This is a genomic window from [Clostridium] clostridioforme AGR2157, from assembly GCF_000424325.1.
Lineage (GTDB): Bacteria > Bacillota > Clostridia > Lachnospirales > Lachnospiraceae > Enterocloster > Enterocloster clostridioformis_A.
The window spans coordinates 69,041-92,887 of sequence record NZ_AUJR01000011.1; the positions used below are offsets into that span (position 1 = coordinate 69,041).

General features: G+C 50.6%; 22 protein-coding genes and 2 riboswitches. Of the genes, 18 read left to right on the forward strand and 4 right to left on the reverse strand.

The window, feature by feature from the left end; all coding sequences use genetic code 11:
• Position 1 precedes the first annotated feature (1 nt).
• From G614_RS0106825 to G614_RS0106860, 6 genes are all read left to right on the forward strand, one after another.
• Positions 2–922, forward strand: coding sequence for a pyridoxamine kinase (locus G614_RS0106825; protein WP_027641360.1), 921 nt, complete (start codon positions 2–4; stop codon positions 920–922).
• Between the two features lie 47 nt (positions 923–969).
• A riboswitch (Lysine riboswitch) is annotated at positions 970–1,190 on the forward strand.
• Positions 1,191–1,331: 141 nt separating this feature from the next.
• Positions 1,332–2,798, forward strand: coding sequence for an alanine/glycine:cation symporter family protein (locus G614_RS0106835; RefSeq protein ID WP_027641362.1), 1,467 nt, complete (start codon positions 1,332–1,334; stop codon positions 2,796–2,798).
• A 13-nt stretch (positions 2,799–2,811) separates the two neighbouring features.
• Positions 2,812–4,449: an amidohydrolase gene (locus G614_RS0106840; protein WP_027641363.1), complete on the forward strand. Its 1,638-nt coding sequence runs from the start codon at positions 2,812–2,814 to the stop codon at positions 4,447–4,449.
• Positions 4,450–4,579: 130 nt separating this feature from the next.
• Positions 4,580–5,869: a serine--tRNA ligase gene (gene serS, locus G614_RS0106850; RefSeq protein ID WP_027641364.1), complete on the forward strand. Its 1,290-nt coding sequence runs from the start codon at positions 4,580–4,582 to the stop codon at positions 5,867–5,869.
• A gap of 123 nt (positions 5,870–5,992) precedes the next feature.
• Complete coding sequence (locus tag G614_RS0106855) at positions 5,993–6,361, forward strand: VOC family protein (RefSeq protein WP_002564519.1); 369 nt, start codon at positions 5,993–5,995, stop codon at positions 6,359–6,361.
• 29 nt (positions 6,362–6,390) lie between these two features.
• Positions 6,391–6,852, forward strand: a complete 462-nt coding sequence (locus G614_RS0106860; protein ID WP_027641365.1) for a DUF5684 domain-containing protein — start codon at positions 6,391–6,393, stop codon at positions 6,850–6,852.
• Between the two features lie 124 nt (positions 6,853–6,976).
• Here the strand turns inward: G614_RS0106860 and G614_RS0106865 are convergent, their stop codons facing one another.
• The 4 genes from G614_RS0106865 to G614_RS0106880 all read right to left on the reverse strand — a co-directional run bounded on the left by G614_RS0106865 (position 6,977) and on the right by G614_RS0106880 (position 11,786).
• Complete coding sequence (locus G614_RS0106865) at positions 6,977–7,408, reverse strand: aspartate carbamoyltransferase regulatory subunit (RefSeq protein ID WP_002583406.1); 432 nt, start codon at positions 7,406–7,408, stop codon at positions 6,977–6,979.
• The gene (gene pyrB, locus G614_RS0106870) at positions 7,402–8,325 is read right to left on the reverse strand and encodes an aspartate carbamoyltransferase (protein WP_002583405.1); all 924 of its coding nucleotides are present in this window, start codon (positions 8,323–8,325) and stop codon (positions 7,402–7,404) included. The genes G614_RS0106865 and pyrB overlap by 7 nt, the downstream gene beginning before the upstream one ends.
• Positions 8,326–8,503: 178 nt before the next feature.
• Positions 8,504–10,021: a response regulator transcription factor gene (locus tag G614_RS0106875; RefSeq protein WP_027641366.1), complete on the reverse strand. Its 1,518-nt coding sequence runs from the start codon at positions 10,019–10,021 to the stop codon at positions 8,504–8,506.
• Positions 10,014–11,786, reverse strand: coding sequence for a sensor histidine kinase (locus tag G614_RS0106880; RefSeq protein WP_027641367.1), 1,773 nt, complete (start codon positions 11,784–11,786; stop codon positions 10,014–10,016). Before G614_RS0106880 ends, G614_RS0106875 begins: the two co-directional genes overlap by 8 nt.
• A gap of 210 nt (positions 11,787–11,996) precedes the next feature.
• On the opposite strand from G614_RS0106880, the gene G614_RS0106885 reads away from it, so the two are divergent.
• The 12 genes from G614_RS0106885 to G614_RS0106930 all read left to right on the forward strand — a co-directional run bounded on the left by G614_RS0106885 (position 11,997) and on the right by G614_RS0106930 (position 23,840).
• Positions 11,997–13,352: an ABC transporter substrate-binding protein gene (locus tag G614_RS0106885; protein ID WP_027641368.1), complete on the forward strand. Its 1,356-nt coding sequence runs from the start codon at positions 11,997–11,999 to the stop codon at positions 13,350–13,352.
• Positions 13,353–13,412: 60 nt separating this feature from the next.
• Positions 13,413–14,306: a carbohydrate ABC transporter permease gene (locus G614_RS0106890; RefSeq protein WP_027641369.1), complete on the forward strand. Its 894-nt coding sequence runs from the start codon at positions 13,413–13,415 to the stop codon at positions 14,304–14,306.
• Between the two features lie 2 nt (positions 14,307–14,308).
• Positions 14,309–15,154, forward strand: coding sequence for a carbohydrate ABC transporter permease (locus tag G614_RS0106895; RefSeq protein WP_027641370.1), 846 nt, complete (start codon positions 14,309–14,311; stop codon positions 15,152–15,154).
• Positions 15,151–16,080: an amidohydrolase family protein gene (locus tag G614_RS0106900; protein WP_027641371.1), complete on the forward strand. Its 930-nt coding sequence runs from the start codon at positions 15,151–15,153 to the stop codon at positions 16,078–16,080. Before G614_RS0106895 ends, G614_RS0106900 begins: the two co-directional genes overlap by 4 nt.
• A 19-nt stretch (positions 16,081–16,099) precedes the next feature.
• Positions 16,100–17,500, forward strand: coding sequence for a glucosidase (locus G614_RS0106905; RefSeq protein ID WP_027641372.1), 1,401 nt, complete (start codon positions 16,100–16,102; stop codon positions 17,498–17,500).
• Between the two features lie 6 nt (positions 17,501–17,506).
• Positions 17,507–18,142, forward strand: coding sequence for a hypothetical protein (locus tag G614_RS32505; RefSeq protein WP_242828014.1), 636 nt, complete (start codon positions 17,507–17,509; stop codon positions 18,140–18,142).
• Entirely contained in the window at positions 18,106–18,273 is a 168-nt protein-coding gene (locus tag G614_RS34290; protein WP_242828017.1) for a hypothetical protein, read from the forward strand. Before G614_RS32505 ends, G614_RS34290 begins: the two co-directional genes overlap by 37 nt.
• 15 nt (positions 18,274–18,288) lie before the next feature.
• Positions 18,289–18,549 (forward strand): hypothetical protein, encoded by a 261-nt coding sequence (locus G614_RS32515; RefSeq protein WP_242828015.1) that lies wholly within the window; start codon positions 18,289–18,291, stop codon positions 18,547–18,549.
• 290 nt (positions 18,550–18,839) lie between these two features.
• Positions 18,840–19,664: an ABC transporter ATP-binding protein gene (locus G614_RS26970; RefSeq protein ID WP_080664483.1), complete on the forward strand. Its 825-nt coding sequence runs from the start codon at positions 18,840–18,842 to the stop codon at positions 19,662–19,664.
• Complete coding sequence (locus G614_RS0106920; RefSeq protein WP_027641373.1) at positions 19,651–21,489, forward strand: CARDB domain-containing protein; 1,839 nt, start codon at positions 19,651–19,653, stop codon at positions 21,487–21,489. The genes G614_RS26970 and G614_RS0106920 overlap by 14 nt, the downstream gene beginning before the upstream one ends.
• On the forward strand, positions 21,476–22,867 hold the full coding sequence (locus tag G614_RS0106925; protein WP_027641374.1) for an ABC transporter permease: 1,392 nt from the start codon (positions 21,476–21,478) through the stop codon (positions 22,865–22,867). The genes G614_RS0106920 and G614_RS0106925 overlap by 14 nt, the downstream gene beginning before the upstream one ends.
• Before the next feature lie 100 nt (positions 22,868–22,967).
• Positions 22,968–23,057: riboswitch (ZMP/ZTP riboswitch) on the forward strand.
• Between the two features lie 69 nt (positions 23,058–23,126).
• Positions 23,127–23,840 (forward strand): IMP cyclohydrolase, encoded by a 714-nt coding sequence (locus tag G614_RS0106930; RefSeq protein WP_027641375.1) that lies wholly within the window; start codon positions 23,127–23,129, stop codon positions 23,838–23,840.
• Positions 23,841–23,847: the final 7 nt, after the last annotated feature.

The window sequence follows — 23,847 nt, forward strand, 5'->3', positions numbered from 1 at the left end:
CATGAGTGTTTACCGACAGAAAAAGATTGCCATGATTAATGATTTATCCGGATACGGCCGCTGTTCCCTGACAGTGGCTATTCCCATTTTATCTGCCATGAGGGTCCAGTGCTGCCCCATACCCACCTCCATTTTATCCAACCACACAGGATTCCCTGTCTATTTCTTTGACGACTATACGGAGAAGATGGGGGAGTTCATTCACAAGTGGAAGGAGCTGGAGCTGACCTTTGACGGCATTGTCAGCGGTTTTTTGGGTTCCGAGGCACAAATTGAGATTGTGATGGATGTCATACGGCAGTTCGGGCAGGAATACACAAAGGTAATCATAGACCCCATTATGGGGGACCACGGGGAGACCTATGCCACCTATACACCTGCCATGTGCAGCCGCATGAAGGAGCTGGTATCCATGGGTGATATCGTAACTCCTAACCTGACAGAGGCGTGTATCCTGACCGGCCGGACCTACCGCAGGGATGGATGGAGCAGGAAAGAGCTGGGCAAGCTGGCCGGGGAAATCCAGGCCATGGGACCGGAATGCGTGGTCATTACAGGTGTGAACCAGGGCGGCTTCATCATGAATGTGGTGGCTGAGGGAGAGAGGATGGCTTTCCCCAGAACCAGGCGGGTGGGCCATGAGCGGCCGGGAACAGGGGATGTATTTTCCTCCGTTGTGTCGGCTGCTGCCGTAAGGGGATGGAGCCTGGACAGCGCTGTGCGTCTGGCTGCCTCATTTGTAAAGGTCTGCATCGCCAGGTCGGAGGAGCTTGACATCCCCATTGCCAATGGCGTGTGCTTTGAGGAACTGATGGATGTGCTGGTCCGCGCGGCGGACAGCAGACATGAGGCGGGAAAGCTGGCGGAACGCGCAGACAGTCCGGACAGTCAGGGCCGGCCGGGAAATGTTGAAAAACGTTGACAGCTTCAGCCTTAAATAGTATGATGTTAAGGCAATGTTAAAATATAGGATGCGATAGAGGCGCGGTAAGCATTAGTATCTGTGTGATAATGGATGCCATCCACAGGGTGGCGGACAGCGGGGATTTTTGTCCCGGAGGCCGGCAGGCCGGAGAACACAGGGAAAGGGATTACTGCCGAAACAGATTCTGTCTGCCGGCGGAATGTGTTGGGATGCAGTCAAACAGGCTGCATACTCTCACTTTTAAAGTGGTGGCGCTATTGGCTGGATTTTCTTAAGCAGATACATGATTATGGAAAGCAATGGCCTGGGGTCATTGCTTTTTCTGTACAGTGCCGGAACGTGTCTGACAGTGCCCCATGGGCCGCCATGGTATCGCGCTCCAGAACCAATAGGGGGAATTAAGAAAATGACAGAATTTTTAAACTGGTTAAACGGTGAAATCATATGGGGGCCTCCTCTGATTGCGCTCATCATCATTACGGGTATCTACGTGACGGTCCGATCCAGATTCTTCCAGGTATGCCACCTGGGGTACATCTTTAAGAGGACCCTTGGATGCATCCTGAGAAAGGACCATGCCACCGATGAAAACGACAAGGGACTTTTAAGCCCTTATGAAGCGATTGCAACGGCTGTAGGCGGTTCTGTGGGCTTTGGCAATATCGCCGGAGTGGCGACAGCCGTCACCACAGGCGGACCTGGAGCAGTGCTCTGGATGTGGCTGACAGCCTTCATGGGCATGCTGATTAAGCAGGTGGAGGTTACGCTGGCCGTGTATTACCGCCGTACGGACGAGGAGGGAAATCCATACGGAGGACCTACCTATTACATGGAGTACGGTCTTGGGGAGGAGCGCCACTGGGGTAAGAAATGGCTTCCTCTGGCCTTTGTGTTCGGCCTTGGCATATTCTCCACCTTCTTTATCAGCGCATCCAACTTTACCACGTCAGAAGTGCTGGCCCAGTCCTTTGGCATTCCCCAGGAACTGGCATCCCTGCTGCTGGTGGTGTTTATCTATGCCCTGATCTGGAGAGGCGTTAAGAATTTGAGCAAGATATTTGTGAAGCTGGTGCCGGTTATGAGTCTGGGGTACCTGATTTTCGGCCTGCTAATCATTGTGCTGAACATCGGCAACCTGATTCCCACCATTGGCTCCATCTTTACCCAGGCCTTTACGGGTACAGCTGCCATGGGCGGATTTGCCGGAGTCACGGTGTCCAAGGCCATTGCTACCGGAATGCAGAGAAGCGTTTATTCCAATGAGGCCGGCTGGGGTACAAGCCCCATGGTCCACGCCTCCAGCAAGACACGCCATCCCGTGGAGCAGGGACTCTGGGGCTCCTTTGAGGTATTTGTGGACACCTTCATTGTGTGTACCATTACGGCGCTCAGCGTGTTGATTACCGGTGAATGGACCTCCGGGGCAACCAATGCAGCCCTTGCCCTCAACGTGTTCCAGCACAATCTGGGATTTTTCGGCACCGTGTTTATGACGGCCGCCATGGTGATTTTCTCCGTAACCACTTCCGGAGGCTGGTATGTGTACTATGAGGCGACCCTGCGTCATTTGGCCATGAACCATCCCACGGTGAAGAAATGGCTGCTGCGCATGTTTAAGTATTTTTATGCCCTTCCTCCCTTTTTACTTACCCTTTACCTGATTCATGTAGGTGATTTGAGCATATGGACCCTGGTGGACATCACCAGCGGTATCCCAACTTTCATCAATGTGTTCGTCGTGCTTATCCTGTCAGGCACATATTTCAGGCTTCTGAAGGATTACAAGGCCCGCTATATGAATATCGGAACACTGGAAGATAGGGATATGCCGCTGTTCTATGAGGATAAAAAGAAGCTGGAGAAGGCGGAATAAGGAGAGGGACGACATGAGGACAATATACCTGAATGGAGCCGTATACACAGGGGAGCTTCCCCTGTGCCAGGCCTTTGTGGTGGAGGATGGAAGGTTCGTCTGCGCAGGCACCGACGAGGACGCCCTGGCCATGAAGGAATCAGGAGATGAAGTAAAGGACTTAAAGGGAAGGTTTGTGTGCGCGGGCTTTAATGATTCCCACATGCACCTTTTGAACTATGGAAATGCCTTACGCGCAGCGGATTTGTCACAGCACACCCAGTCCCTGGCCGGGATGAAGGAATATATGAAGGAATTTATCCGGGAACAATCCCCAAAGCCCGGCGCCTGGGTAAGGGGCAGGGGATGGAATCACGATTACTTTGAGGATGAAAAGCGGTTTCCCAACCGCCATGATCTGGATATGATATCTACAGATTACCCCATCTGCCTCACAAGAACCTGCGGCCATGCCTGTGTGGTGAATACCATGGCCCTTCATCTGGCAGGCATCACAGGAAACACGCCCCAGGTGGAAGGCGGGCTCTATGAGGTGGACGAAAGCGGGGAGCCCAACGGAGTATTCCGGGAAAATGCAATGGACCTGATCTACGGATGCCTGCCTGAGCCCGCCAAAGAGGACATAAAGGAAATGATACTGGCAGCGTCCAAGGCTCTCAACCGTTATGGAGTCACTTCATCCCAGACAGACGATTTGCTGGCTTTTAACAATGTGCCCTATGAACGGGTGCTGGAAGCATACCGGGAACTGGACGCAGAGGGAAGAATGACAGTCAGGGTTTATGAACAGTCCCAGTTTACGACTCTGGATGTGCTGAAGGGATTCGTGGAAAAAGGATATAACACGGGCTGGGGAAATCATTGGTTTAAGATTGGTCCGCTTAAAATGCTGGGAGACGGTTCCCTGGGAGCCAGGAGCGCCTATCTCAGCCAGCCCTATGCAGACGATGCCTCCACCCGGGGAATCCCCATTTTCACCAGACAGCAGTTCGAGGACATGGTGGGATATGCAAATTCCCAGGGAATGCAGGTGGCCATCCATGCCATAGGGGACGGAATTCTGGATGATATCCTGGCAGCCTACGAAAAGGCCCTTTCCCAGTGTCCCAGAAAGGACCACCGGCACGGCATTGTCCACTGCCAGATTACTAGGCCGGACCAGCTTGATAAATTTGCGAAACTGTCCCTGCACGCATACTTCCAGTCTATTTTCCTGGATTATGACATCCACATCGTGGAGGAACGAATCGGAAAGGAGAGGGCGGCGTCCAGCTATCATTTCAGGACCCTTTATGAAACCACCCATGCCTCCAACGGTTCCGACTGCCCGGTAGAGCTGCCGGATGTGATGAAGGGAATACAGTGCGCGGTCACCAGGACAACGGTGAAGGACCATGTGGGCCCATACCTTCCGGAACAGGCACTGGATATAAAGCAGGCCCTGGATTCCTTTACCGTGGAGGGCGCCCACGCATCCTTTGAGGAAGAAGTGAAGGGGCGGATTGCGCCAGGGATGCTGGCAGATTTTGTGATACTGGGGGCCAATCCCTTTGAGACCTTTCCTGAGGAGCTGGCCGGCATTCCGGTGGAAGCCACTTACGTGGCCGGCGTATGCCGGTACAGCAGGGAGGCGGAAGGAAAACAGCAGTAGGAAAACAGCAGCAGGAAAAACAGAAAAAGGGCTTTTATTTCCTGGTAAAATGTTATATACTCTTTAACAGTACAGGAATACCTGTCCAGAATTGGAAGGTATTATATCAAGGAAATCCAGGAGGAATACCATGTTAGATTTAAGATTCGTAAGAGAGAACCCGGACATTGTAAAGCAGAACATTAAGAATAAATTTCAGGACAGCAAGCTGCCGCTGGTGGACGAAGTGATTTCACTGGACACAGAGGCAAGGGCCACACAGAAGGAAGCCGATGATTTAAGGGCCAGCCGCAATAAGCTGTCCAAGCAGATTGGCATGCTGATGGGCCAGGGGAAGAAGGATGAGGCAGAGACCGTGAAGCAGGAGGTCAACGCCAATTCCGCGCGTCTGGCGGAGCTTGAGGAAAAGGAAGGACAGCTTTCTGAGAAGATTACCAAAATCATGATGACCATTCCCAACATCATCGACCCAACCGTGCCCATCGGCAGGGACGACAGTGAGAACGTGGAAGTGGAGCGGTTCGGTGAGCCCGTGGTGCCGGATTTTGAGATTCCTTACCACACAGATATTATGGAGCGGTTTAACGGCATTGATCTGGACGCGGCCAGAAGAGTGGCGGGAAACGGTTTCTATTACCTGATGGGCGATATTGCCAGACTTCATTCCGCAGTGATTTCCTATGCAAGGGATTTCATGATTAACCGCGGATTTACCTACTGTGTACCTCCTTTTATGATCCGCAGCAATGTGGTCACAGGCGTCATGAGCTTTGCCGAGATGGATGCCATGATGTATAAGATTGATGGAGAGGACCTGTACCTGATTGGTACCAGCGAGCACTCCATGATTGGTAAATTCATCGACACCATCACTCCGGAGCAGCAGCTTCCCCTTACTCTGACCAGCTATTCCCCCTGCTTCCGCAAGGAGAAGGGCGCCCACGGAATCGAGGAGAGAGGCGTTTACCGTATACATCAGTTTGAGAAGCAGGAGATGATTGTGGTCTGCAAGCCTGAGGAAAGCCCCATGTGGTATGACAAGCTGTGGCAGAACACCGTGGATCTGTTCCGCTCCTTAGATGTTCCTGTCCGCACTCTGGAGTGCTGCTCCGGCGATCTGGCTGACCTTAAGGTGAAGTCAGTGGACGTGGAGGCATGGTCCCCAAGACAGAAGAAGTATTTTGAGGTGGGAAGCTGCTCCAACCTGGGAGATGCCCAGGCCCGCCGTCTGAGAATCCGCGTACAGGGAGAGGACGGAGGAAAGTATCTGGCCCACACCCTGAACAATACCGTGGTGGCGCCTCCGCGTATGCTGATTGCTTTCCTGGAGAACAACCTTCAGGCGGACGGCAGTGTGAAGATACCGGAAGTGCTGCGTCCTTACATGGGCGGCATGGAAGTGATGGTTCCCAAGAACTGAACGTATGAAACAATGTATAAAATTGTATTTTAAGACATGCTCCAGGACGTAATGGAATGTTTCATGTGCCGGTCTGCATCTTGCGGTGCAGGCCGGTTTTTTAAAAAGAGAAAGGAGAAACCTATGATTACATTTAACCATTTTAATTTTAATGTACTGGATTTGGAGAAGAGCCTTGCTTTTTATAAAGAGGCGCTTAACCTGGAACCGGTGAGGGAGAAGAATGCTTCGGACGGCTCCTTCAAGCTGGTGTACCTGGGAGACGGAGTGACGGACTTTACCCTGGAGCTGACCTGGCTGCGGGACAGGAAGGAAGCCTATGACCTGGGAGAGTGCGAATTCCACCTGGCATTCCATGTGGATGATTTTGACGGCACCCATAAGCACCATGAGGAGATGGGCTGCATCTGCTACGAGAATCCGGGCATGGGAATTTATTTCATCAAGGACCCGGACGGTTACTGGCTGGAAATCGTGCCTGCTGATAAGTAGGGAATATATTAGGAAAGGCAGGTGTTTTTTTGAAAGAACTGGGTATACTGCTCATGGGAGTGTCGCTGATTTTCTTGTTTGTGATGGTGGTGGTGCTTGTCCTCTACATCCTGGCTTACTGGATGATATTCAGAAAGGCAGGGGAAGCCGGATGGAAGGCCCTGATACCAATTTACGGCACCTATACAGAGTATAAGCTTTTCTGGAATGACAGGATGTTTGTCCTGTGGATAATCATGGCATTGATTGCCGTGGCGTTCCGGTTCATGTCCGGTCCTGGCGCCATGGTGTCCCAACTGGCTTACTTCGGCGTTTCGGTCATGCATATTCTGATATCGGTTAAGATGTCCTATTCCTTTGGACATGGGGTTGGGTACGCGCTGGGGCTTATTTTCCTTCCCCCCATATTTTTGTTAATTCTGGCCTTTGATGACTCTGTCTACATAGGCCCGGAGGGAAAACAGGAAACAGACAGGAGAATGTATCTGTAGGGCGTGGTATGGAAGGATACGGTACATGCGCCGGGGAATGGATATGGATAAAAAAATAAAGGGGGCTGTCGGGAAATAGACAGCCCCCTCTTTCATGAATTTAAGGCAGCGCCCCATAATCATCCTATTTAAATTCGCTGTACTTCTCTTCGCAGTACTGGCAGCGGTAAACCTCTGCCTTCTCATCTGCCAGGTAGAAGATATGGGGAAGCTCCTGCTCAATGGATGTGATGCAGCGGGGGTTCTTGCACTGAATCACATTGGTGATTTTCTTGGGAAGCTTTAATGCGCGCTTTTCAGCAATCTTATCCCCGCGGATAATGTTCACCGTGATGTTGTGGTCAATGTAGCCCAATACCTTTAAGTCAACCGTATCCAGTCCGCCCTCGATTTTAATGATGTCCTTGCGTCCCATCTTGTTGCTGCGGGCGTTTTTGATGATGGCTACCTGGCATTCCAGCTTGTCCAGGCCCAGGTGATAGTAGATGTCCAGGCTCTTTCCTGCCTCAATGTGGTCCAGGACAATGCCTTCTTGTAATCCGCTGATGTTTAACATGGTTTCTGCACCTCCAGTAATCTCATGATTAATGCCATACGCACGTATACGCCGTACTGTGCCTGCTTGAAGTAGGCAGCCCTTGGGTCGTCATCCACTTCCACGGAGATTTCATTAACCCTGGGAAGAGGATGGAGCACATACATGTCTTCCTTGGCAAGTTTCATTTTCTTCTTATCCAAAATATAACAGTCTTTCAAACGGATGTAATCTTCCTCGTTGAAGAAGCGTTCCTTCTGCACACGTGTCATGTAGAGAATGTCTAACTGGCCCAGAGCGTCGTCCAGGTTGCCGACTTCCTCAAAGGGAACATTATTTGCAGTGAGCACGTCGTCGCGAATGTTGTCCGGGATGCGCAGCTCAGGCGGGGATATCAGTATGAACTTGACGTTGGGGTAGCGGACCATGGCGTTGATTAAGGAATGTACGGTACGGCCGAATTTCAGGTCTCCGCAGAAGCCGACGGTCAGGTTGTCCAGACGTCCCTTCATGGAACGGATGGTCATAAGATCAGTTAAGGTCTGGGTGGGATGCTGATGGCCTCCGTCTCCGGCGTTGATGACCGGAATCTGGGCCTTCTGGGCAGCTACGAATGCAGCGCCTTCCTTTGGATGCCTCATGGCACAGATGTCAGCATAACAGGAAATCATGCGGATGGTGTCGGCCACGCTTTCACCTTTTGCGGCAGAACTGGAATTGGCGGATGAAAAACCTAATACACTGCCGCCCAGATTCAGCATGGCAGCCTCAAAGCTTAAACGTGTCCGTGTACTTGGCTCATAGAAAAGGGTGGCCAGCTTCTTGCCGTCGCATACATGGGCGTATCCTGGAAGATTCTGTTCAATGTCCCTTGCAAGGGCCAGAAGGTCATCAATTTCTTCCACAGAGAAGTCTAAGGGATTCAATAAATGTCTCATGGGAGTCTCCTTTGCGCATTATATTGTAAAATATTGAATTTGGGAAATAGTTCACACTCTACCAGTGCGATAGCCGGACCAGCCAGATATGGCACTGATTTGTGCCTCGTCATATTCTTACATAGAATGCGGTATAAGTCAAGTAAAAATTACAGGCTTTTAAGAAAATGATTGCTTTTTATTTGCCGGGTCTTCCAAGGACCTGTGCAATGTAGGCGCTGGGAGTCATGCCTGTTTTTTTCTTGAACAGCTGGGAAAAATACTGGGGGTTATTTCCCAGTCCCACTTCCTGGGCCACGTCCTGTATCTTATCCAGACCCTTGGAGGCCAGCAGCTCCTTGGCTGTTTTAATCCGCATGTCCGCCAGGTAGGTGGAAAATTTGGTACCGGTCTCCTTCAGGAATTTTTTGCTGACATAGTCCACATTCATGAAGAGATAGTTTTTTGAAATATATTTAAGGGTCAGGTTGTCATCCTGCAGGTTCTGGCTCACATAGTCAAATATCTGCCGGGTCATGGTGCTTACGGTCTGCCCGCTGTCAGGCTCCCTCAGTATGTCCTCCACCCGTTCAATGGCAAGGTTTTTTAAGTCCGTTAAGCTCTGTTCATTTTCAATCCGGACCAGGAGTTCGGTCAGCCAGGCGGAGGAGAGGGAGGGACTGTTCAGGGTGAGCTTCATGAACAGGTTGCTGGCAATCTGTTTTAAAAAGGTGATGTCATTTATATCCTTTATGAGATCGGTCAGCTTCTGCACGGAATCCGGCTGCCGGTCCAGGATAGACTGGCACAGCTGCTCCAATTCATTGATATGGGTGTTGTAATTGCAGGTGTAGAGCAGATGAAAATTATTGATATAATAAATCATCCCATAACGCCTTATTTTCTTGAGAACCACAACCAGAAGCTGTTCCAGGTTGGAATACAGTGTGGATTCGGTTTCCAGGGTTACGGCCTGGCCCGGATAGTGCCTCTGGCAGATGAAACGCTCCAGATCCTGGTAGTTTGCGGCAAAGTCCTTAAAGAACAGAAGCAGTGTGTTATTGACGTATACGCCGTGGATGATGACGGAGGAAATATTTTCGCTGCAATACAGCCTTAAATCATCCAGAAACTCCTCCAGGTGCTCAAAGGGCAGAAAATACACATAGAACAGCCTGCAGACCGTGAATTTAAAGTCGATATAGGACTCATAGGAACGGATGATGTCCGGAAAATCTCGGTTCTGGCATATGCTGTCATTGATGATGCTGAAAATGACATTGTGATTCATGCTGTTGATTGCCATGAAGCGGTCGGATACAATCCGTTCCATGAGTTTCTGCTGGTAGCAGTCCTTCTTGCACTGCTCGATACAGTCAATGATCTGCAGTTCATTACAGGGCTTTAGAAGATAGTATTTAACCCCGTTTTTCATGGCTTCCTTGGCATACTCAAATTCCCCGTAGCCGGAGAGGATGATGAACTGTACGTTCAGGTCCGTGCCGGAAATCCTGCGAATCAGTTCCAGGCCGTCCATGCCGGGCATCCGGATATCGGTCAGCACGATATCCGGCGTCTCGTCCATTATCATGTCATATGTTTCCATTCCGTTTTTGCACAGGCCCACCACCTCGATGTCGTATTCCTTCCAATTGATGATGGTGGATATGGTTTCGCGGATGATGCGTTCATCGTCCGCAATGATTAATTTAAGCATAGTCATCTTCCTCTGTTTTGTATGGTATAGTGATGATTGCAATGGCTTTCTCATCCTTGTTCTTAAAGGACAGTCCATAGGCTTCCCCAAAAAGCATCTGGATGCGCTGGTGGATATTGACCAGGCCGATGCCAAAGCCGTGGGCATTCTTGGTGCCGTCCTGAAGCTTTTCAAGAAGGCCGTCCTCGAATACAGAGCCTTCATTTGACACCTCCACTATCAGCAGGTCCCCTTCCTTCATGGTCCGTATGCTGATTTCACAAGTATCCATCATTTCCTCCATGCCGTAGCGTATGGCATTTTCCAGAAGGGGCTGGATGGTAAGGGGCAGGATAAGGGCTTTGCCCAGCTCTTTAGGACACTCCACATGGAACAGAAGCCGGTCCTCAAAGCGTATTTTCTGAATGGTCATGTAGCTTCCGGCCAGGCCAATCTCGTAATCCAGGGCCACAAGAGGCTTTTTGTTGCTGAGGGTAGCCCGAAGCAGGGTTCCCAGGGATTCCACCATGGAGGAAATCTGCTGGTCCTTTAAGGCCTTGGCCCGCCAGTTGATGGTTTCCAGGGTATTGTATAAAAAATGTGGATTGATTTGGGATTCCAGCGCCTTAAGCTTTGCGTCGCGGCTTAAAATCTGATTCACATAATTGTTCCGGACCAGGTACTGGATACGGCCGGCCATGGTGTCAAAATGCTGGTGCAGCCTGCTGATTTCATCGGTCCGTTTACTGTAGTCCACCTCCACCTCAGGCATCTTAAGCTCCGTGCTGCTGAAAAACTCCATCTTCTGTATTAAAAGGTCGAAGTCCTTTAAAATGTAGCGGGTCAGGCGCCTGGAACATGCCAGGGCAGCGATGAAGCCCACAATGAGCATGGCCAGGATAAGTCGGTAGGCCATGCCTGTGGAATTGGCAATCTGGTCATAGGGGACCAGGTTTATGTAGGTCCAGTTGTAATAGGGAATGGTGTTTTTAACTGCAAAATAGCTGTGTCCGTTCTGGTGTACGATGCTGTAGGGCTGGCCGGTCTGTTTCATGAAACCATTGGCGGTTTCCGGGTCAATCCCGTCAGAGGTGTATATGAGCTGGTCCCCGTCAAAGAGAATATAGCCGGAGTCGCCGTAGGTGGTTACCGCGCGGTTGGCATCCCTTACAATCCGGTCCAGATCCACAAAGACCAGCAGGTCGCCCAGATGGTCCAGCTCCAGGTTGTATACCTTCCTGACGCTACGGCTGAGTATATACAGACCATGGTCATAGTCAATGGTCCAGGTAATGGCTCCTTCCCGCTCCCTGGCCTTGTCCACCGCGTCCTGTACCGTGTCCGTATCCGCATTGTTGATGACCACGAAATTAGTCAGGTTTTGGAAATAGCGGTTATTTAACGCAATAGCGGATACGCCGTTATTTTTGTAGGCCTGCTGGTAATTGTTGATGGCTGCGCTGATTCGGGGGGTGTTGCCGGACCATATAAGAGGATCCTCCGTATTGTCAATGCGGTTTAAGGAATCCTGAATCACGGAGGAGGAGATGATGACAGAGGAAAGGGTCTCGATGCTTTTTAAGTTGCCGGAAATGGTCCCGGAGGAAAAGGACAGATTTCCGGCAATGGCCTTGTAGAGCTGTTCATTGTATGCGTTGGAGGAAATACGCAGCCCCATGAGCGCTATGAGAAGAATCAGCACCACATTGGACAATACAACGGCCAGCAGTTTATTTTTCATGGAGAGATTTTCAAAATCACGTTTTATCCGTTTCAGGTAACTCATAAGTTACTCCTGTTTTCAGTGGGAATTTCCTGTCTTAGTTTAATATATACCATATCTTTCAACAGGACAAGGGAAAGTTGCATCCGCATAAACTGTATGAAAAAGTCGGAAAAATAACCATGGACATCGGTTTTATTGATTGGTTTGAAAGCAAAAAGCAGGTATAATCAATTCATCAAAAGCAACTTAAGAACGAGGGAGGTTTTAATCATGAAAAAGAAATGCGCACTGGTACTCACAGCTGCCCTGGCAGCAGCAAGCCTGACAGCATGCGGCGGCTCCGGTACCGCAGTTACCAAGGCAGCCGGTTCACAGGCAGAAGGAGCATCCGGGGAAAAGGCCGCAGCCGGGGACGGCTCGGAGATGGTGGTTGCCTGGTGGGGCAATCAGGTAAGGAATGAGCGTACACAGGCCATCCTGGAGCTGTATTCAGAACAGAATCCAGGAGTTACATTTGACGGACAGTTTTCAGAGTGGGCAGATTACTGGAACAAGCTGGCGACTGCCGCCGCCGGACATTCCATGCCGGACATCGTCCAGATGGATTACAAATATATCCAGCAGTATGTAAACAATGATTTGCTGGTGGACTTGACACCTTATATTGAAAACGGCACCATCGACGTGACAAACTGCAATGAAGATGTACTGAGCTCCGGTAAGGTAGGGGACGGACTCTATGCAATCTGCAACGGCATCAATGCGCCTGCGCTGCTGTACAACAAGACAGCCCTGGATGAGGCAGGAATCACGGTAAAAGACAACATGACCATGGATGAGTTCATTACCCTCTGCAGGGAAATCAGGGAAAAGACAGGATATAAGACCAATATTGCATATAACAACGGCGAGAACTTTATCGAGTATTTCCTGCGCGCCAATGATGTAGTTATGTTCGAGGACGGAAAACTGGGCGGAACAGCAGAGGACTATGTATCCTATTTCAAACTCTATGAGGATGGCATAAGGGAGGGATGGGTTGTGGATCCTTCCATTTTTGCAGAGAGGACCATCGGCTCAGTAGAGCAGGACCCAATGGTATATGGTTCCAATCCTGAAACCATGTCCTGGTGTGCGTTTAACTATACCAACCAGCTCACAGCCATCAGAAGCGCTGCACCTGAGGGCGTGGAGATTGCCATAACCACCTGGCCTTCAGCAGACCCTGTCAAGTCCGATTATCTGAAGCCAAGCCAGTTCTTTGCCATCACAAAGGACAGCGCAAATCCGGACGAGGCGGCAAAGATCCTGAACTTCATCACCAACTCAGTGGAATGCAATGAAATACTTCTGGGAGAGAGAGGTATTCCTCTGTCAGCATTCGTAGCTGATTCCATTGCGCCTAAGATGGATGAGACCAGCCAGGAAGTGATAAAGTTCATCAATGAAGTTGTATCCGACAATTCTTCCCAGATCAACCCGCCTGCTGCTGACGGCTCAAGCGAGGTAAACGATCTTCTGAATAAGCTGGAGGAACAGGTATGTTACGGCCAGATGACGGCTGAGGATGCCGGACAGCAGCTGTTTACAGAAGGGTCAAAGCTCATGGAGTCCAAGAAAAATTAGCAAATTAAAAAAGATCGGCTGTTGGAGGTCGCTCTTTTCATAAGGCGAGGAGGAGAGGCTATGAAGGCATTAAAGCAGCGGCTCAGCAAGGAAAGTGTGGCAGGTGTCCTGTTTACACTGCCATTTACCATTGGATTCCTGCTGTTTATGATTGTACCAATGGGGATCTCATTGTATTATTCGTTCTGTGACTATGACATACTTTCACCGCCTGTTTTTACAGGACTTAAGAATTTTATTTCCATGTTCCAGGACGAGACGTTTTTTAAAACGCTGAAGGTAACTTTTTTCTTTGCATTTGTGTCTGTTCCGCTCAAACTTCTGTTTGCTTTGATTGTGGCCATGCTTTTGCTGGAAAATTCCAAAATGTCCGGTTTTTACAGAGCGGCCTATTACCTTCCTTCCATCATCGGCGGTTCCGTGGCAGTCTCCATCCTGTGGAAGAGGATGTTTGCCATGGACGGCGTGGTGAATAAGCTTCTGGGAATGGTGGGAATCCAGACCAGCTTTTCATGGCTGGGAGACACCAGAACAGCCATATGGGTTCTCATATTACTGGTGGTCTGGCAGTTTGGTTCATCCATGCTTATTTTCCTCTCATCCTTAAAACAGGTTCCACAGTCCCTGTATGAGGCGGCAGAGGTGGACGGCGCCAGCGCACCCGGAAAATTCTTTAAGATTACATTGCCTCTGCTGACCCCCACCATATTTTTTAACCTGGTCATGCAGATGATTAACGGCTTCCTGGCCTTTACCCAGTGCTACATCATCACCCAGGGAAAACCCATGAATTCGACCCTGCTCTATACCGTGTACATGTATAAGCAGTCCTTTGAATTCTACAACACAGGATATGGCGCGGCCCTTGCATGGGTCATGCTGGCTGTGATTGGTCTGGTAACCCTGTTCCTGTTTGCAACGAAACGGTTCTGGGTATATGAAGGAGGGCTTTAATCATGAAAGAGAAGCGAGTGGTTAAAAAAGCAGTATACCATGTGATTGTTTTCGTCATTGGCATTATCATGATTTATCCCCTGATATGGATGGTCATGAGTTCTTTTAAGGAGAACAGCACCATATTCTCCACAGCGGGCAGCCTGATTCCGGAGAAATTCATAGTCAGCAATTATTCCACGGGATGGAAGGGGTTTGGAAAGATTTCCTTTGCCACATTCTTTAAAAACTCCATCTTCATCTCAGTAGTGGCCACTCTGGGAACCGTGGCATCATCCGCCCTGGTGGCCTACGGGTTTGCCAGATTCAAGTTCAGAGGCCGTGGAATCCTGTTTGCAGCCATGCTGCTCTCCATGATGCTTCCCGCCCAGGTACTCATGATTCCCCAGTATCTGTGGTATCAGAAGCTGGGCTGGGTGGGGTCCTACATGCCGTTAACTGTTCCGTATTACTTTGCCATACAGGGATTTTTCGTGTACCTGATATCCAACTTCATCAGCGGTATTCCTACGGAATTGGATGAAGCGGCCAAGATTGACGGATGTTCCTATGCAGGCATTTTTACACGCATCATGCTGCCTCTTATAAAGCCGGCACTGGTCACGGCCTGCATATTCTCCTTCATGTGGAGATGGGATGATTTCCTTTCAGCCCTGCTGTATGTCAGCAAGTCCAGCATGTACCCTGTCAGCCTTGCGCTTAAGCTTTTCTGCGACCCCGGCTCGTCATCGGATTATGGCGCAATGTTCGCCATGGCTACCTTGTCCATCCTGCCGTCAATCCTTATATTCCTGTTCTTCCAGAAATATCTGGTTGAGGGCGTCAGTACCTCCGGCCTGAAAGGATGATGAAAATGGAACATGAAATGAAGATAATAGACGGACACGTCCATCTGGTACAGTACATAGCCGGGACAGGGGCAGGGGGAGAGCTGCGCTTTGCCGGAAACGGCATGGCGGAATATGCGTCAGGGGAACGGTTCCGAATGCTTCCGGATGAATTCAGCCAGGGTGTGGTGACTGCTGAGGACATTCTCAGAAAGATGGATGGAAACGGAGTGGAGAAAGCAGTGCTGCTCCAGGGAAATTACTTTGGTTTCCAGAATCTCTATTCCATGGAAGCGGTGAAAAAATATCCGGACCGGTTCCGGGCCGCTGCCTCCTATGACCCTTTTTGCAGAGGTAAGGAACAGATACGAAAACACCTGTTTGAAGATTTGGGGTTCCCAATCGTGAAGTTTGAGGTGAGCACCGGTTCCGGGCTCATGGCCAGTCATTTCACGCTGCCGTTAGACGGGGACATTATGAAGGCTGAATATGATTATGCGGATGAGCATGGTCTCGTGTTTGTCATTGATATCGGCAAATACGGCAGTGAGAGCTGGCAGACAGACCGGCTGTTGCGTGTGATAAAGGAGCATCCATCCATGAAGTTTGTGGTCTGCCATCTGCTGGCCGTGTCCATGAGGGACGAGGATAAGCTGGTGGAAGGACTCAAGACGCTGGCCCTGCCCAATGTGTGGTTTGATTTGGCCGCCCTGCCCCATAACTGCGGCCCTGATGCCTACCCCTATCCCAATGCGGTGCGGTATCTGAAGCATGGAATTGAGATAGCAGGGGCAGACCGACTCATTTTCGGAACGGATATACCCTCTGTGCTGAAGGAGGACAGTTATCAGCACTTGATTCAGTACATCACCTGCAGCGATGTATGTTCCAGGGAAGAAAAGGAACTAATCATGTACAGAAATGCAGAGCAGGTGTATTTCAGGTAAACATAAAAAGGAGGAAGCTATGAAGTATAGTGATAATAAAGTTAAGGATATCCAGATTGCATATATAGGCGGCGGTTCCAGGGGATGGGCCTGGACCTTTATGACAGACCTTGCCCTGGAGGACCAGATTAGCGGAACCATACGGCTGTACGATATTGATGGCGACGCGGCAAAGAACAATGAGGTGATTGGTAACCGCCTGATGCAGAGGGACGACGCCAAAGGAGACTGGAAGTTTGAGACCAGCTTAAGCCTTAAGGATGCTTTGACTGGATGTGATTTCGTTGTCATCTCCATCCTGCCCGGCACCTTTGACGAGATGGAATCGGATGTTCACCTTCCGGAGCGCCTGGGAATCTACCAGTCTGTAGGTGATACGGCAGGACCAGGCGGAATGGTCCGCGCCCTGCGCACCATTCCCATGTTCGTGGAGATTGCTGAGGCCATAAAAGAGTATGCGCCAAAGGCATGGGTGATTAATTATACCAATCCCATGTCACTGTGCGTAAAGACACTGTATCAGGTGTTCCCGGAAATCAAGGCATTCGGCTGCTGCCATGAGGTCTTTGGCACCCAGAAGGTCCTTAAGGGAATCTGCGAGGAGAGCTGCGGGGAAAAGGAGATTGACTGGCATGACATCCATGTCAATGTGCTGGGCATCAACCATTTCACATGGTTTTCCAGCGCTTCCTATAAGGGAATTGACTTGTTCCCTGTTTACCAGGACTATATTGACGCACATTTTGACCAGGGATATGAGGTGGAAGGCGAAAACTGGATGAATTCTTCCTTCAAGTGTGCCAACCGGGTCAAGATGGATCTGTTTAAGAGGTATGGCCTGATTGCGGCGGCAGGCGACAGGCATCTGGCTGAATTCATGCCGGGAAATGAGTATCTGAATGATCCGGAGACAGTCGCATCCTGGAAATTTGGTCTGACTACGGTGCAGTGGAGAAAGAATGACCTGAAGGAGAGGCTGGAGAGGAGCCGCAGGCTGGCAGCCGGCGAAGAGGAAGTCAAGCTGGATCCCACTGGTGAAGAGGGGATCCTTTTAATCAAAGCACTCTGCGGCCTTACAAGGGTTGTCAGCAATGTGAATATTCCGAATACGGCCTGCCAGATTACCAACCTGCCCGCAGATGCCCTGGTGGAGACCAACGCGGTCTTTGAAAAGGATCACATCTATCCGGTGGTTGCGGGAGCCGTGCCGGAAAATGTAAAGGAACTTCTGATGCCCCATCTGGAGAACCATGAGCTGATTATGGAAGCAGCCCTCCATCCGGATAAGGAAAAGGTGGTCAGGGCATTTATGAACGATCCCCTTGTAAAGGGAAAGAACTGCCGGGAGGAGGATGTCAGGCTTCTGGTGGATGACATGATAAAGAACACGCTTACGTATCTTCCAAAAGGATGGGAATAGACGAAAATGAAGTACGATGGCGAATTACTCAAATTCACAGACGCATTTATTATCAATCTTGCGCCGGTACCCCAGAAAGAACCGTTTTACGATGCAACCGGAGGACCGTTTACCCATTCCAAGATAAGCAAATATGTGAAGCTCTATACGGAGGACGGCATCAGGGGCGTGTGCCCCTGCTCGTCCATCATGGAAAAGACCATTCTTCCCCTTATTATGACCGGTGAGAAAAGGAGCTTCGCTCAGTGGATGCACAAGGTATACTGGTCATGCCGAAATTCCGGTTTTGACGGGGAGACGGCAGGGGAGGTGGGAAAGCTTGAGTACCTTCTCACCGATATTCTGGCAAAGCGTGCAGGCATGCCCTTCCACCGGTTCCTGGGAGCTTTAAAGGACAGTGTTACCGTATATGGAAGCGGAGGGAGCACACACCTGAGCGGCGCCGCTCTGGCCGGGGAAATGGAACATTTCATGGACTGCGGGCATAAGACAGTAAAGATGAAGGTGGGAACAGATTTTGCCACCAAGATTGACTATGACGTGGAGCGGGTCAGGCTGGTGCGGGAGACCATTGGAAATATGATATTGCATGGTTTGAAGAACCGATTCACGGATTTGATTTTAAGGGCTATGGTGAATTGACAGAGAGCTGTCCCATTCCCGTGGCTGCCGGCGAGTCGGTGCGTAACCACTATATGTTCACACCCTACCTGGATGCGGGCGTCCGCCATTTCCAGCCGGTCCCTTCCTCCTTTGCAGGCATAAGGGAATAGATGCAGGTGCGGGATATGGCGGTTCAAAACAACATACGTTTTTCCTCAGGCGGCCTGCCCCTTCTTGCCTGTCCGCTCATTGCTACGGCAGGGGATGATGCCATGGAGGAATTCCTGGAGGTCTGCAACCAGCCTGTGCTGGACTGCATGGAAGTGACCGTGGAACGCAGGGGCGGGAGGTTTTATCTGCCGGACATCCCCGGACTTCCCTTCAGGTTGGACATGAAATGGCTGAAGAAAAACGGCTATCTGCTGTCCTATGAACGCTACTCCTGAACCGTACTGTGAAATATAAAGAACCCACCATGACCGGGCCCCGCTTAAAAACCAGCGGGGCCCGGTCTTTTACTGCGCTCCGGCCTGATTTACTTTACAATTACCTGTTTTCGTGTTACATTTGCTACTGAAAACTGATAGGGTGTAAGGAATTATTAAAGGAAGATTAAAGAAAAACAGAAGAACAAATCACGTTCTCTGTGCTATACTGAACAAAATCAGTAACAGTCTGTCCATAGAGGCTGTTATCCGGATTGGAGCGCTTTTACGCCCCGGAAAGGAGGCTGGATTTGGCAGAGGAACAGTTGGCCGTGTCGTCGGTCCCTGAGAAACAGGATGCAGGAGAAAAAGACACAGGAAAAGAAAACAGGCCCGTGGTCATACGGGTAAAGAATTTATATAAGATATACCGGGTAGGCGATATCAAGGTCCGGGCCCTGGACGGACTGGATTTTGACATATATAAGGGAGAATTCGTTGCCATTGTAGGAGCCTCCGGTTCCGGCAAATCCACTCTTCTCAACATGCTGGCCGGATTGGAGAAGCCCACCAAGGGGGAGATTGAGATTGGCAGGGTCCATATAGAGAAGATGACGGAGCGCCAGCTGGTGAGCTTCCGCCGCGAAAAGGTGGGATTTATCTTCCAGGCATACAACCTGTTAAATACCATGAATGCCCTGGAGAATGTAGCCCTTCCCCTTTCCTTTCGGGGCGTTTCCAGGAAACAGCGGCTTAAGGAAGCCAGGAAATACATGGATCTGGTAGGTGTGGGAGGACAGGCCAGGCATATGCCCAACCAGATGTCCGGCGGACAGCAGCAGCGTGTGGGAATTGCCAGGGCCCTGGTGGTAAAACCTCAGATTATATTTGCCGATGAGCCCACGGGAAACCTGGATTCCAAGACCACCATGGAGGTGCTGCGCCTGATGCAGAAGATTGTCAGGGAGCAGAACCAGACCCTGGTCATGGTTACCCACGACAACAATCTGGCCTCCTATGCGGACCGGAGAATCCGAATTATGGACGGCCGGATTGTGGGAATCGAGACAGGCGGCAGGGAAGCGTTATATGGGAATGCAGAGAAAAAGGAGTGCAATGATAATGAGAGCAAATAAATGGTGCAAAGGCCTGACGGCGTTCCTGGCAGCCTGTATGCTGGCCGGGATTTATTCGTCCAGTGCGGCGGCCAGCGATTACAGACTGGGCTATAACACCAATGCCAGTGAAAATGATTATGTATTTACTACAAAATCACCCAAAGGGACCATAGGAAAATCCATGTCCATCCCATTCCGTATCAGGGCCACGGATGAGGACATGGAGAACCTGCGCATCAGTCTCCTGGAGACCAATGATTTCCAGCAGATAGAGGAGCGGGGAAACGGGGATTACTCCGTTGACTATTATCCGTTTGAAATCATGGAAACCACCTTTGTGGCCAAGAGCGTGGGAACCATCAAGAAGGGCAATGTAAAGAGCGTGTCCCTGTCAGCCAGGGTGCGGCGTGATGCCCTTCAGGGATACTACAGCATCCCTGTACTGCTTGAATGGGACGGCGGTTCTGATACGGATTATATCAATGTATGGATTTCCACCTCATCCACATCCGGAGCAGACGACGAGGAGGACAAAAAGGAAGGCAATTACTTTGTGGTGGGTGAGAATCAGCCCACACCGCGGGGCGTCTATCCCAATGTCATGGATTACACCGTGAATTTCCGCAACAAGAGGGAGACCACGGCACAGGATGTGACGGTCAGCATGCAGCTCTCAGAGGACGATGCCAAGTTCCCCTTTGAAATCAATGACGGTAACTATGACCGCACCTTTGAGCGCGTGCAGCCCGGGGAAACCGTGTCCGCCCCCTACAGCATGGCAATCCGCAAGGATTCCTACACAGGCTATTATCCAATCAAATACACCATCACCTTCCGTCTGAGCTCTGAGGGAGACCTGCACACGGAGGAGGGAACCTTTTACGTACATATCGTGTCCAAGGATAAAGAGGACGACCTGGGAGATTTTAACGCCAACGACAGGACCAGGGCCAGGTTGATTGTGGAGAGCTATCACACGGTTCCGGAGGAAATCTACGCAGGGGACGAGTTTGAGCTTATTCTTAACATGAAGAATGCATCCACCTCGGTTCCTGCCAGCAACATCCTCTTTAACCTGGAGTCGGAGAAGGTATCGGACAGCGCCGTGTTTACCACGGAGTCAGGCACCTCCTCTCTGGTGGTGGACAATATGGCTCCCGGACAGACCACTGAGGTGAGGGCCAGATTCACGGCTAGGGCAGGCGTGGACCAGCGCTCCTACGCCATCACGGTAAAGGAGAAGTACGACAGCCCTGAATTCAAGAACGCAGAGGAAAGTATTGTAGTGGACATCCCTGTAAAGCAGTACGCCCGGTTAAGCACCAGCACCATTGACGTTATGCCGGACAGCATGACCGTGGGCTCTGAGTCCAATGTCATGTTTGGAATCAATAACACGGGAAAGGTCATTCTTTACAACGTGACCGTGACCTTTGAGGCGGATTCCATCAAGACCACGGACGCCTATGTGGGAAACATTAAGCCGGGTGAAACAGGCAACGTGGATACCATGCTGACAGGCGTGGCTCCCACCCAGGATGAGGGAACCGTGCGCATCCGCATTGATTACGAGGATGAAAACGGCGTTCCCGCTGAACCGGTGGAAAAGGAGCTGACCCTCATGGTCATGGAGGAGATGGAACAGAACTGGGATGATACGGGAGCGGCCATGGATGCAGGCAGCATGGACGCAGAGGCAGCCCCGTCCTTCTGGGGTAAATACAAGTTCCTGATGATTGCCGGTGTGGTGGCAGCGGCCGGTATTGCAGCCGCAGTTGTCATCCGAATCAGGAAGAAACGCAAGGCAGCAAGGGAAGAGGATGTGGACGATGAGATTTCCTGATCTCGTAATCATGAGCATTAACAACTTAAGACGCAGGAAGCTGAGAACAGTCCTGACTGTGCTGGGAGTTATCATCGGTACGGCGTCCATTGTGGTCATGGTATCTCTGGGAATCGGACTGGACCAGATGTTCATGGAACAGATTTCCTCCTGGGGAAGCCTGACCACCATCAACGTGTATTCCGGTTCATCCTATGGGGGCGCAGTGATGGTTGGAGGGGGCGGGAGCAGCAGCAAATCCTCGGATCCCACCTACATCACAGACGATGTCATAGAACAGTTTAGCCGTCTGTCCCATGTGTCCGGGGTATCCCCGGTTCTGGAAATCAATGTGGTTATGCGTCAGGGAGCCTACGAGGCCCAGTATCTGTCCCTCATGGGCGTAAGCCAGTCCTTTCTGGAACAGATTCCCTTAGGCGAGGGCAGGCTGCCGGAGCCGGGAGAGATGGGCTTGGTGGTGGGCAACACGGTCCAGCAGAATTTTTATAATTCCAAGACAGGCCGCGGATACTGGGACACAGGCGAGATGCCGGATGTGGACTTTATGAATAAGCCTCTCTTTGTTATTTTCGACGTGGACGCTTATTTCCAGACCAGGAATGGTTCCGTCAGCTCATCAGAGGACGGGCAGACGCCTGTAAAACCGCCGAAAAAGTACATGATGAATGCTACCGGCATGGTGGAAGGCGGTCCGGATGACTGGAATTCCTATTCCTATAACGTATACACGGACATCGACGGACTGAAAGCCCAGCTGCGCAAGGTGTTTAAAAAGGGAACCGTCATACCGGGACAGCCCACCAATAAAAAGGGAAAGCCCCTTAACTATCTGACCTATAACCGGGCACAGATATTTGTGGACGATATGGAATATGTCCAGGAGGTTCAGAAGCAGATAGCGGACATGGGATTCCAGGTCAGCAGCCAGGCGGACTGGATGGAGAGCACGAAACAGCAGTCCAGCATGATACAGGCTGTTCTCGGCGGTATCGGAGCCGTTTCCCTGTTCGTGGCAGCCATCGGCATTGCCAACACCATGATGATGTCCATTTATGAGAGGACAAAGGAAATCGGAGTCATGAAGGTGCTGGGCTGCGATATGGGAAATATCCGTAACATGTTCCTCATTGAATCCGGCTTTATCGGCTTCATGGGAGGCATTGTTGGAATTCTGCTCAGTTACAGTATCTCGGTGGTTATCAACCGGTTTGTTAATCTGGAGGAAATGAACGGCCTGACAGGCAACCTGTCCAGAATACCGCCCTGGCTTTCCGTGGCCGCCGTAATCTTTGCCATCTTTGTGGGCATGGCCGCAGGATTCATGCCGGCTATGCGTGCCATGAAGCTGAGTCCCCTGGCAGCCATCCGGAATGAATAGGGGGAATATGCCGGTATTGGAGACAGCTTTCTTGAACTCTCTTGATTAGTAAAACTTCTAAAGAGGGGTTGCAATATTAGAAAAAAAGATATATATTAATAGTAGGGCGTGTGACTGGCGGATAGTGGAGCAACCACAGGGAGCACGCAGTACCATGAACTATTTTGAGCCGACCGCCTGGGCATGCATATTTTTTGCGTGTCCGGGAGCCGGCTCTTTTAAGTTTCAGAAACCTATTAAGCCGAATGGAGGAATCAGTATGAATCAGATGTCACTGGAACAGGAACTGAAAAGCAATGCTTATCCCGGACGGGGAATCGTCATCGGGCGCTCTGAAGATGGAACAAAGGCAGTAACCGCCTATTTTATCATGGGCAGAAGCGCCAACAGCCGCAACCGTGTGTTTGTGGAGGATGGGGAAGGAATCCGTACCCAGGCATTCGACCCCGCCAGGCTGGAGGACCCAAGCCTGATTATATATGCCCCTGTACGGGTCCTTGGAAACAAGACCATTGTGACCAACGGAGACCAGACCGATACCATCTACGATGGAATGGACCACCAGATGACCTTTGAGCAGTCCTTAAGATGCAGAAAATTCGAGCCTGATGCGCCTAACTACACACCCCGAATCTCCGGCATCATGCACATTGAAAACGGCAATTATAACTATGCCATGTCCATTTTAAAGAGCGACAGCACAAATCCGGATTCCTGCCTGCGCTTCACCTATGCCTACGAGTCACCGGCGGCGGGAGAGGGACGTTTCATCCACACCTACATGCATGACGGCAATCCTCTTCCCAGCTTTGAGGGAGAGCCTAAGAAGGTGGGCATAAGCGGGGACATCGATGCCTTTACGGATTTGGTCTGGAACAGCCTTAATGAGGACAACAAGGTGTCACTGTTCGTGCGTTTTATCGATATTGCCGCCGGCACATATGAGACAAGAATCGTAAATAAAAACAAATAAGGAGAGA

What these genes read in the sequence shown, in the direction of transcription:
- G614_RS0106865 (WP_002583406.1), bottom strand. Translation starts at nt 7,408, where the DNA reads ATGTTAAACATCAGCGGATTACAAGAAGGCATTGTCCTGGACCACATT.
- G614_RS0106900 (WP_027641371.1), top strand. Translation starts at nt 15,151, where the DNA reads ATGATGAAAATGGAACATGAAATGAAGATAATAGACGGACACGTCCAT.
- G614_RS0106895 (WP_027641370.1), top strand. Translation starts at nt 14,309, where the DNA reads ATGAAAGAGAAGCGAGTGGTTAAAAAAGCAGTATACCATGTGATTGTT.
- G614_RS0106880 (WP_027641367.1), bottom strand. Translation starts at nt 11,786, where the DNA reads ATGAGTTACCTGAAACGGATAAAACGTGATTTTGAAAATCTCTCCATG.
- G614_RS0106825 (WP_027641360.1), top strand. Translation starts at nt 2, where the DNA reads ATGAGTGTTTACCGACAGAAAAAGATTGCCATGATTAATGATTTATCC.
- G614_RS0106855 (WP_002564519.1), top strand. Translation starts at nt 5,993, where the DNA reads ATGATTACATTTAACCATTTTAATTTTAATGTACTGGATTTGGAGAAG.
- G614_RS0106925 (WP_027641374.1), top strand. Translation starts at nt 21,476, where the DNA reads ATGAGATTTCCTGATCTCGTAATCATGAGCATTAACAACTTAAGACGC.
- G614_RS0106875 (WP_027641366.1), bottom strand. Translation starts at nt 10,021, where the DNA reads ATGCTTAAATTAATCATTGCGGACGATGAACGCATCATCCGCGAAACC.
- G614_RS0106920 (WP_027641373.1), top strand. Translation starts at nt 19,651, where the DNA reads ATGAGAGCAAATAAATGGTGCAAAGGCCTGACGGCGTTCCTGGCAGCC.
- G614_RS0106905 (WP_027641372.1), top strand. Translation starts at nt 16,100, where the DNA reads ATGAAGTATAGTGATAATAAAGTTAAGGATATCCAGATTGCATATATA.
- G614_RS0106835 (WP_027641362.1), top strand. Translation starts at nt 1,332, where the DNA reads ATGACAGAATTTTTAAACTGGTTAAACGGTGAAATCATATGGGGGCCT.
- G614_RS0106930 (WP_027641375.1), top strand. Translation starts at nt 23,127, where the DNA reads ATGAATCAGATGTCACTGGAACAGGAACTGAAAAGCAATGCTTATCCC.
- serS (WP_027641364.1), top strand. Translation starts at nt 4,580, where the DNA reads ATGTTAGATTTAAGATTCGTAAGAGAGAACCCGGACATTGTAAAGCAG.
- G614_RS0106840 (WP_027641363.1), top strand. Translation starts at nt 2,812, where the DNA reads ATGAGGACAATATACCTGAATGGAGCCGTATACACAGGGGAGCTTCCC.
- pyrB (WP_002583405.1), bottom strand. Translation starts at nt 8,325, where the DNA reads ATGAGACATTTATTGAATCCCTTAGACTTCTCTGTGGAAGAAATTGAT.
- G614_RS32515 (WP_242828015.1), top strand. Translation starts at nt 18,289, where the DNA reads ATGGCGGTTCAAAACAACATACGTTTTTCCTCAGGCGGCCTGCCCCTT.
- G614_RS32505 (WP_242828014.1), top strand. Translation starts at nt 17,507, where the DNA reads ATGAAGTACGATGGCGAATTACTCAAATTCACAGACGCATTTATTATC.
- G614_RS0106890 (WP_027641369.1), top strand. Translation starts at nt 13,413, where the DNA reads ATGAAGGCATTAAAGCAGCGGCTCAGCAAGGAAAGTGTGGCAGGTGTC.
- G614_RS0106885 (WP_027641368.1), top strand. Translation starts at nt 11,997, where the DNA reads ATGAAAAAGAAATGCGCACTGGTACTCACAGCTGCCCTGGCAGCAGCA.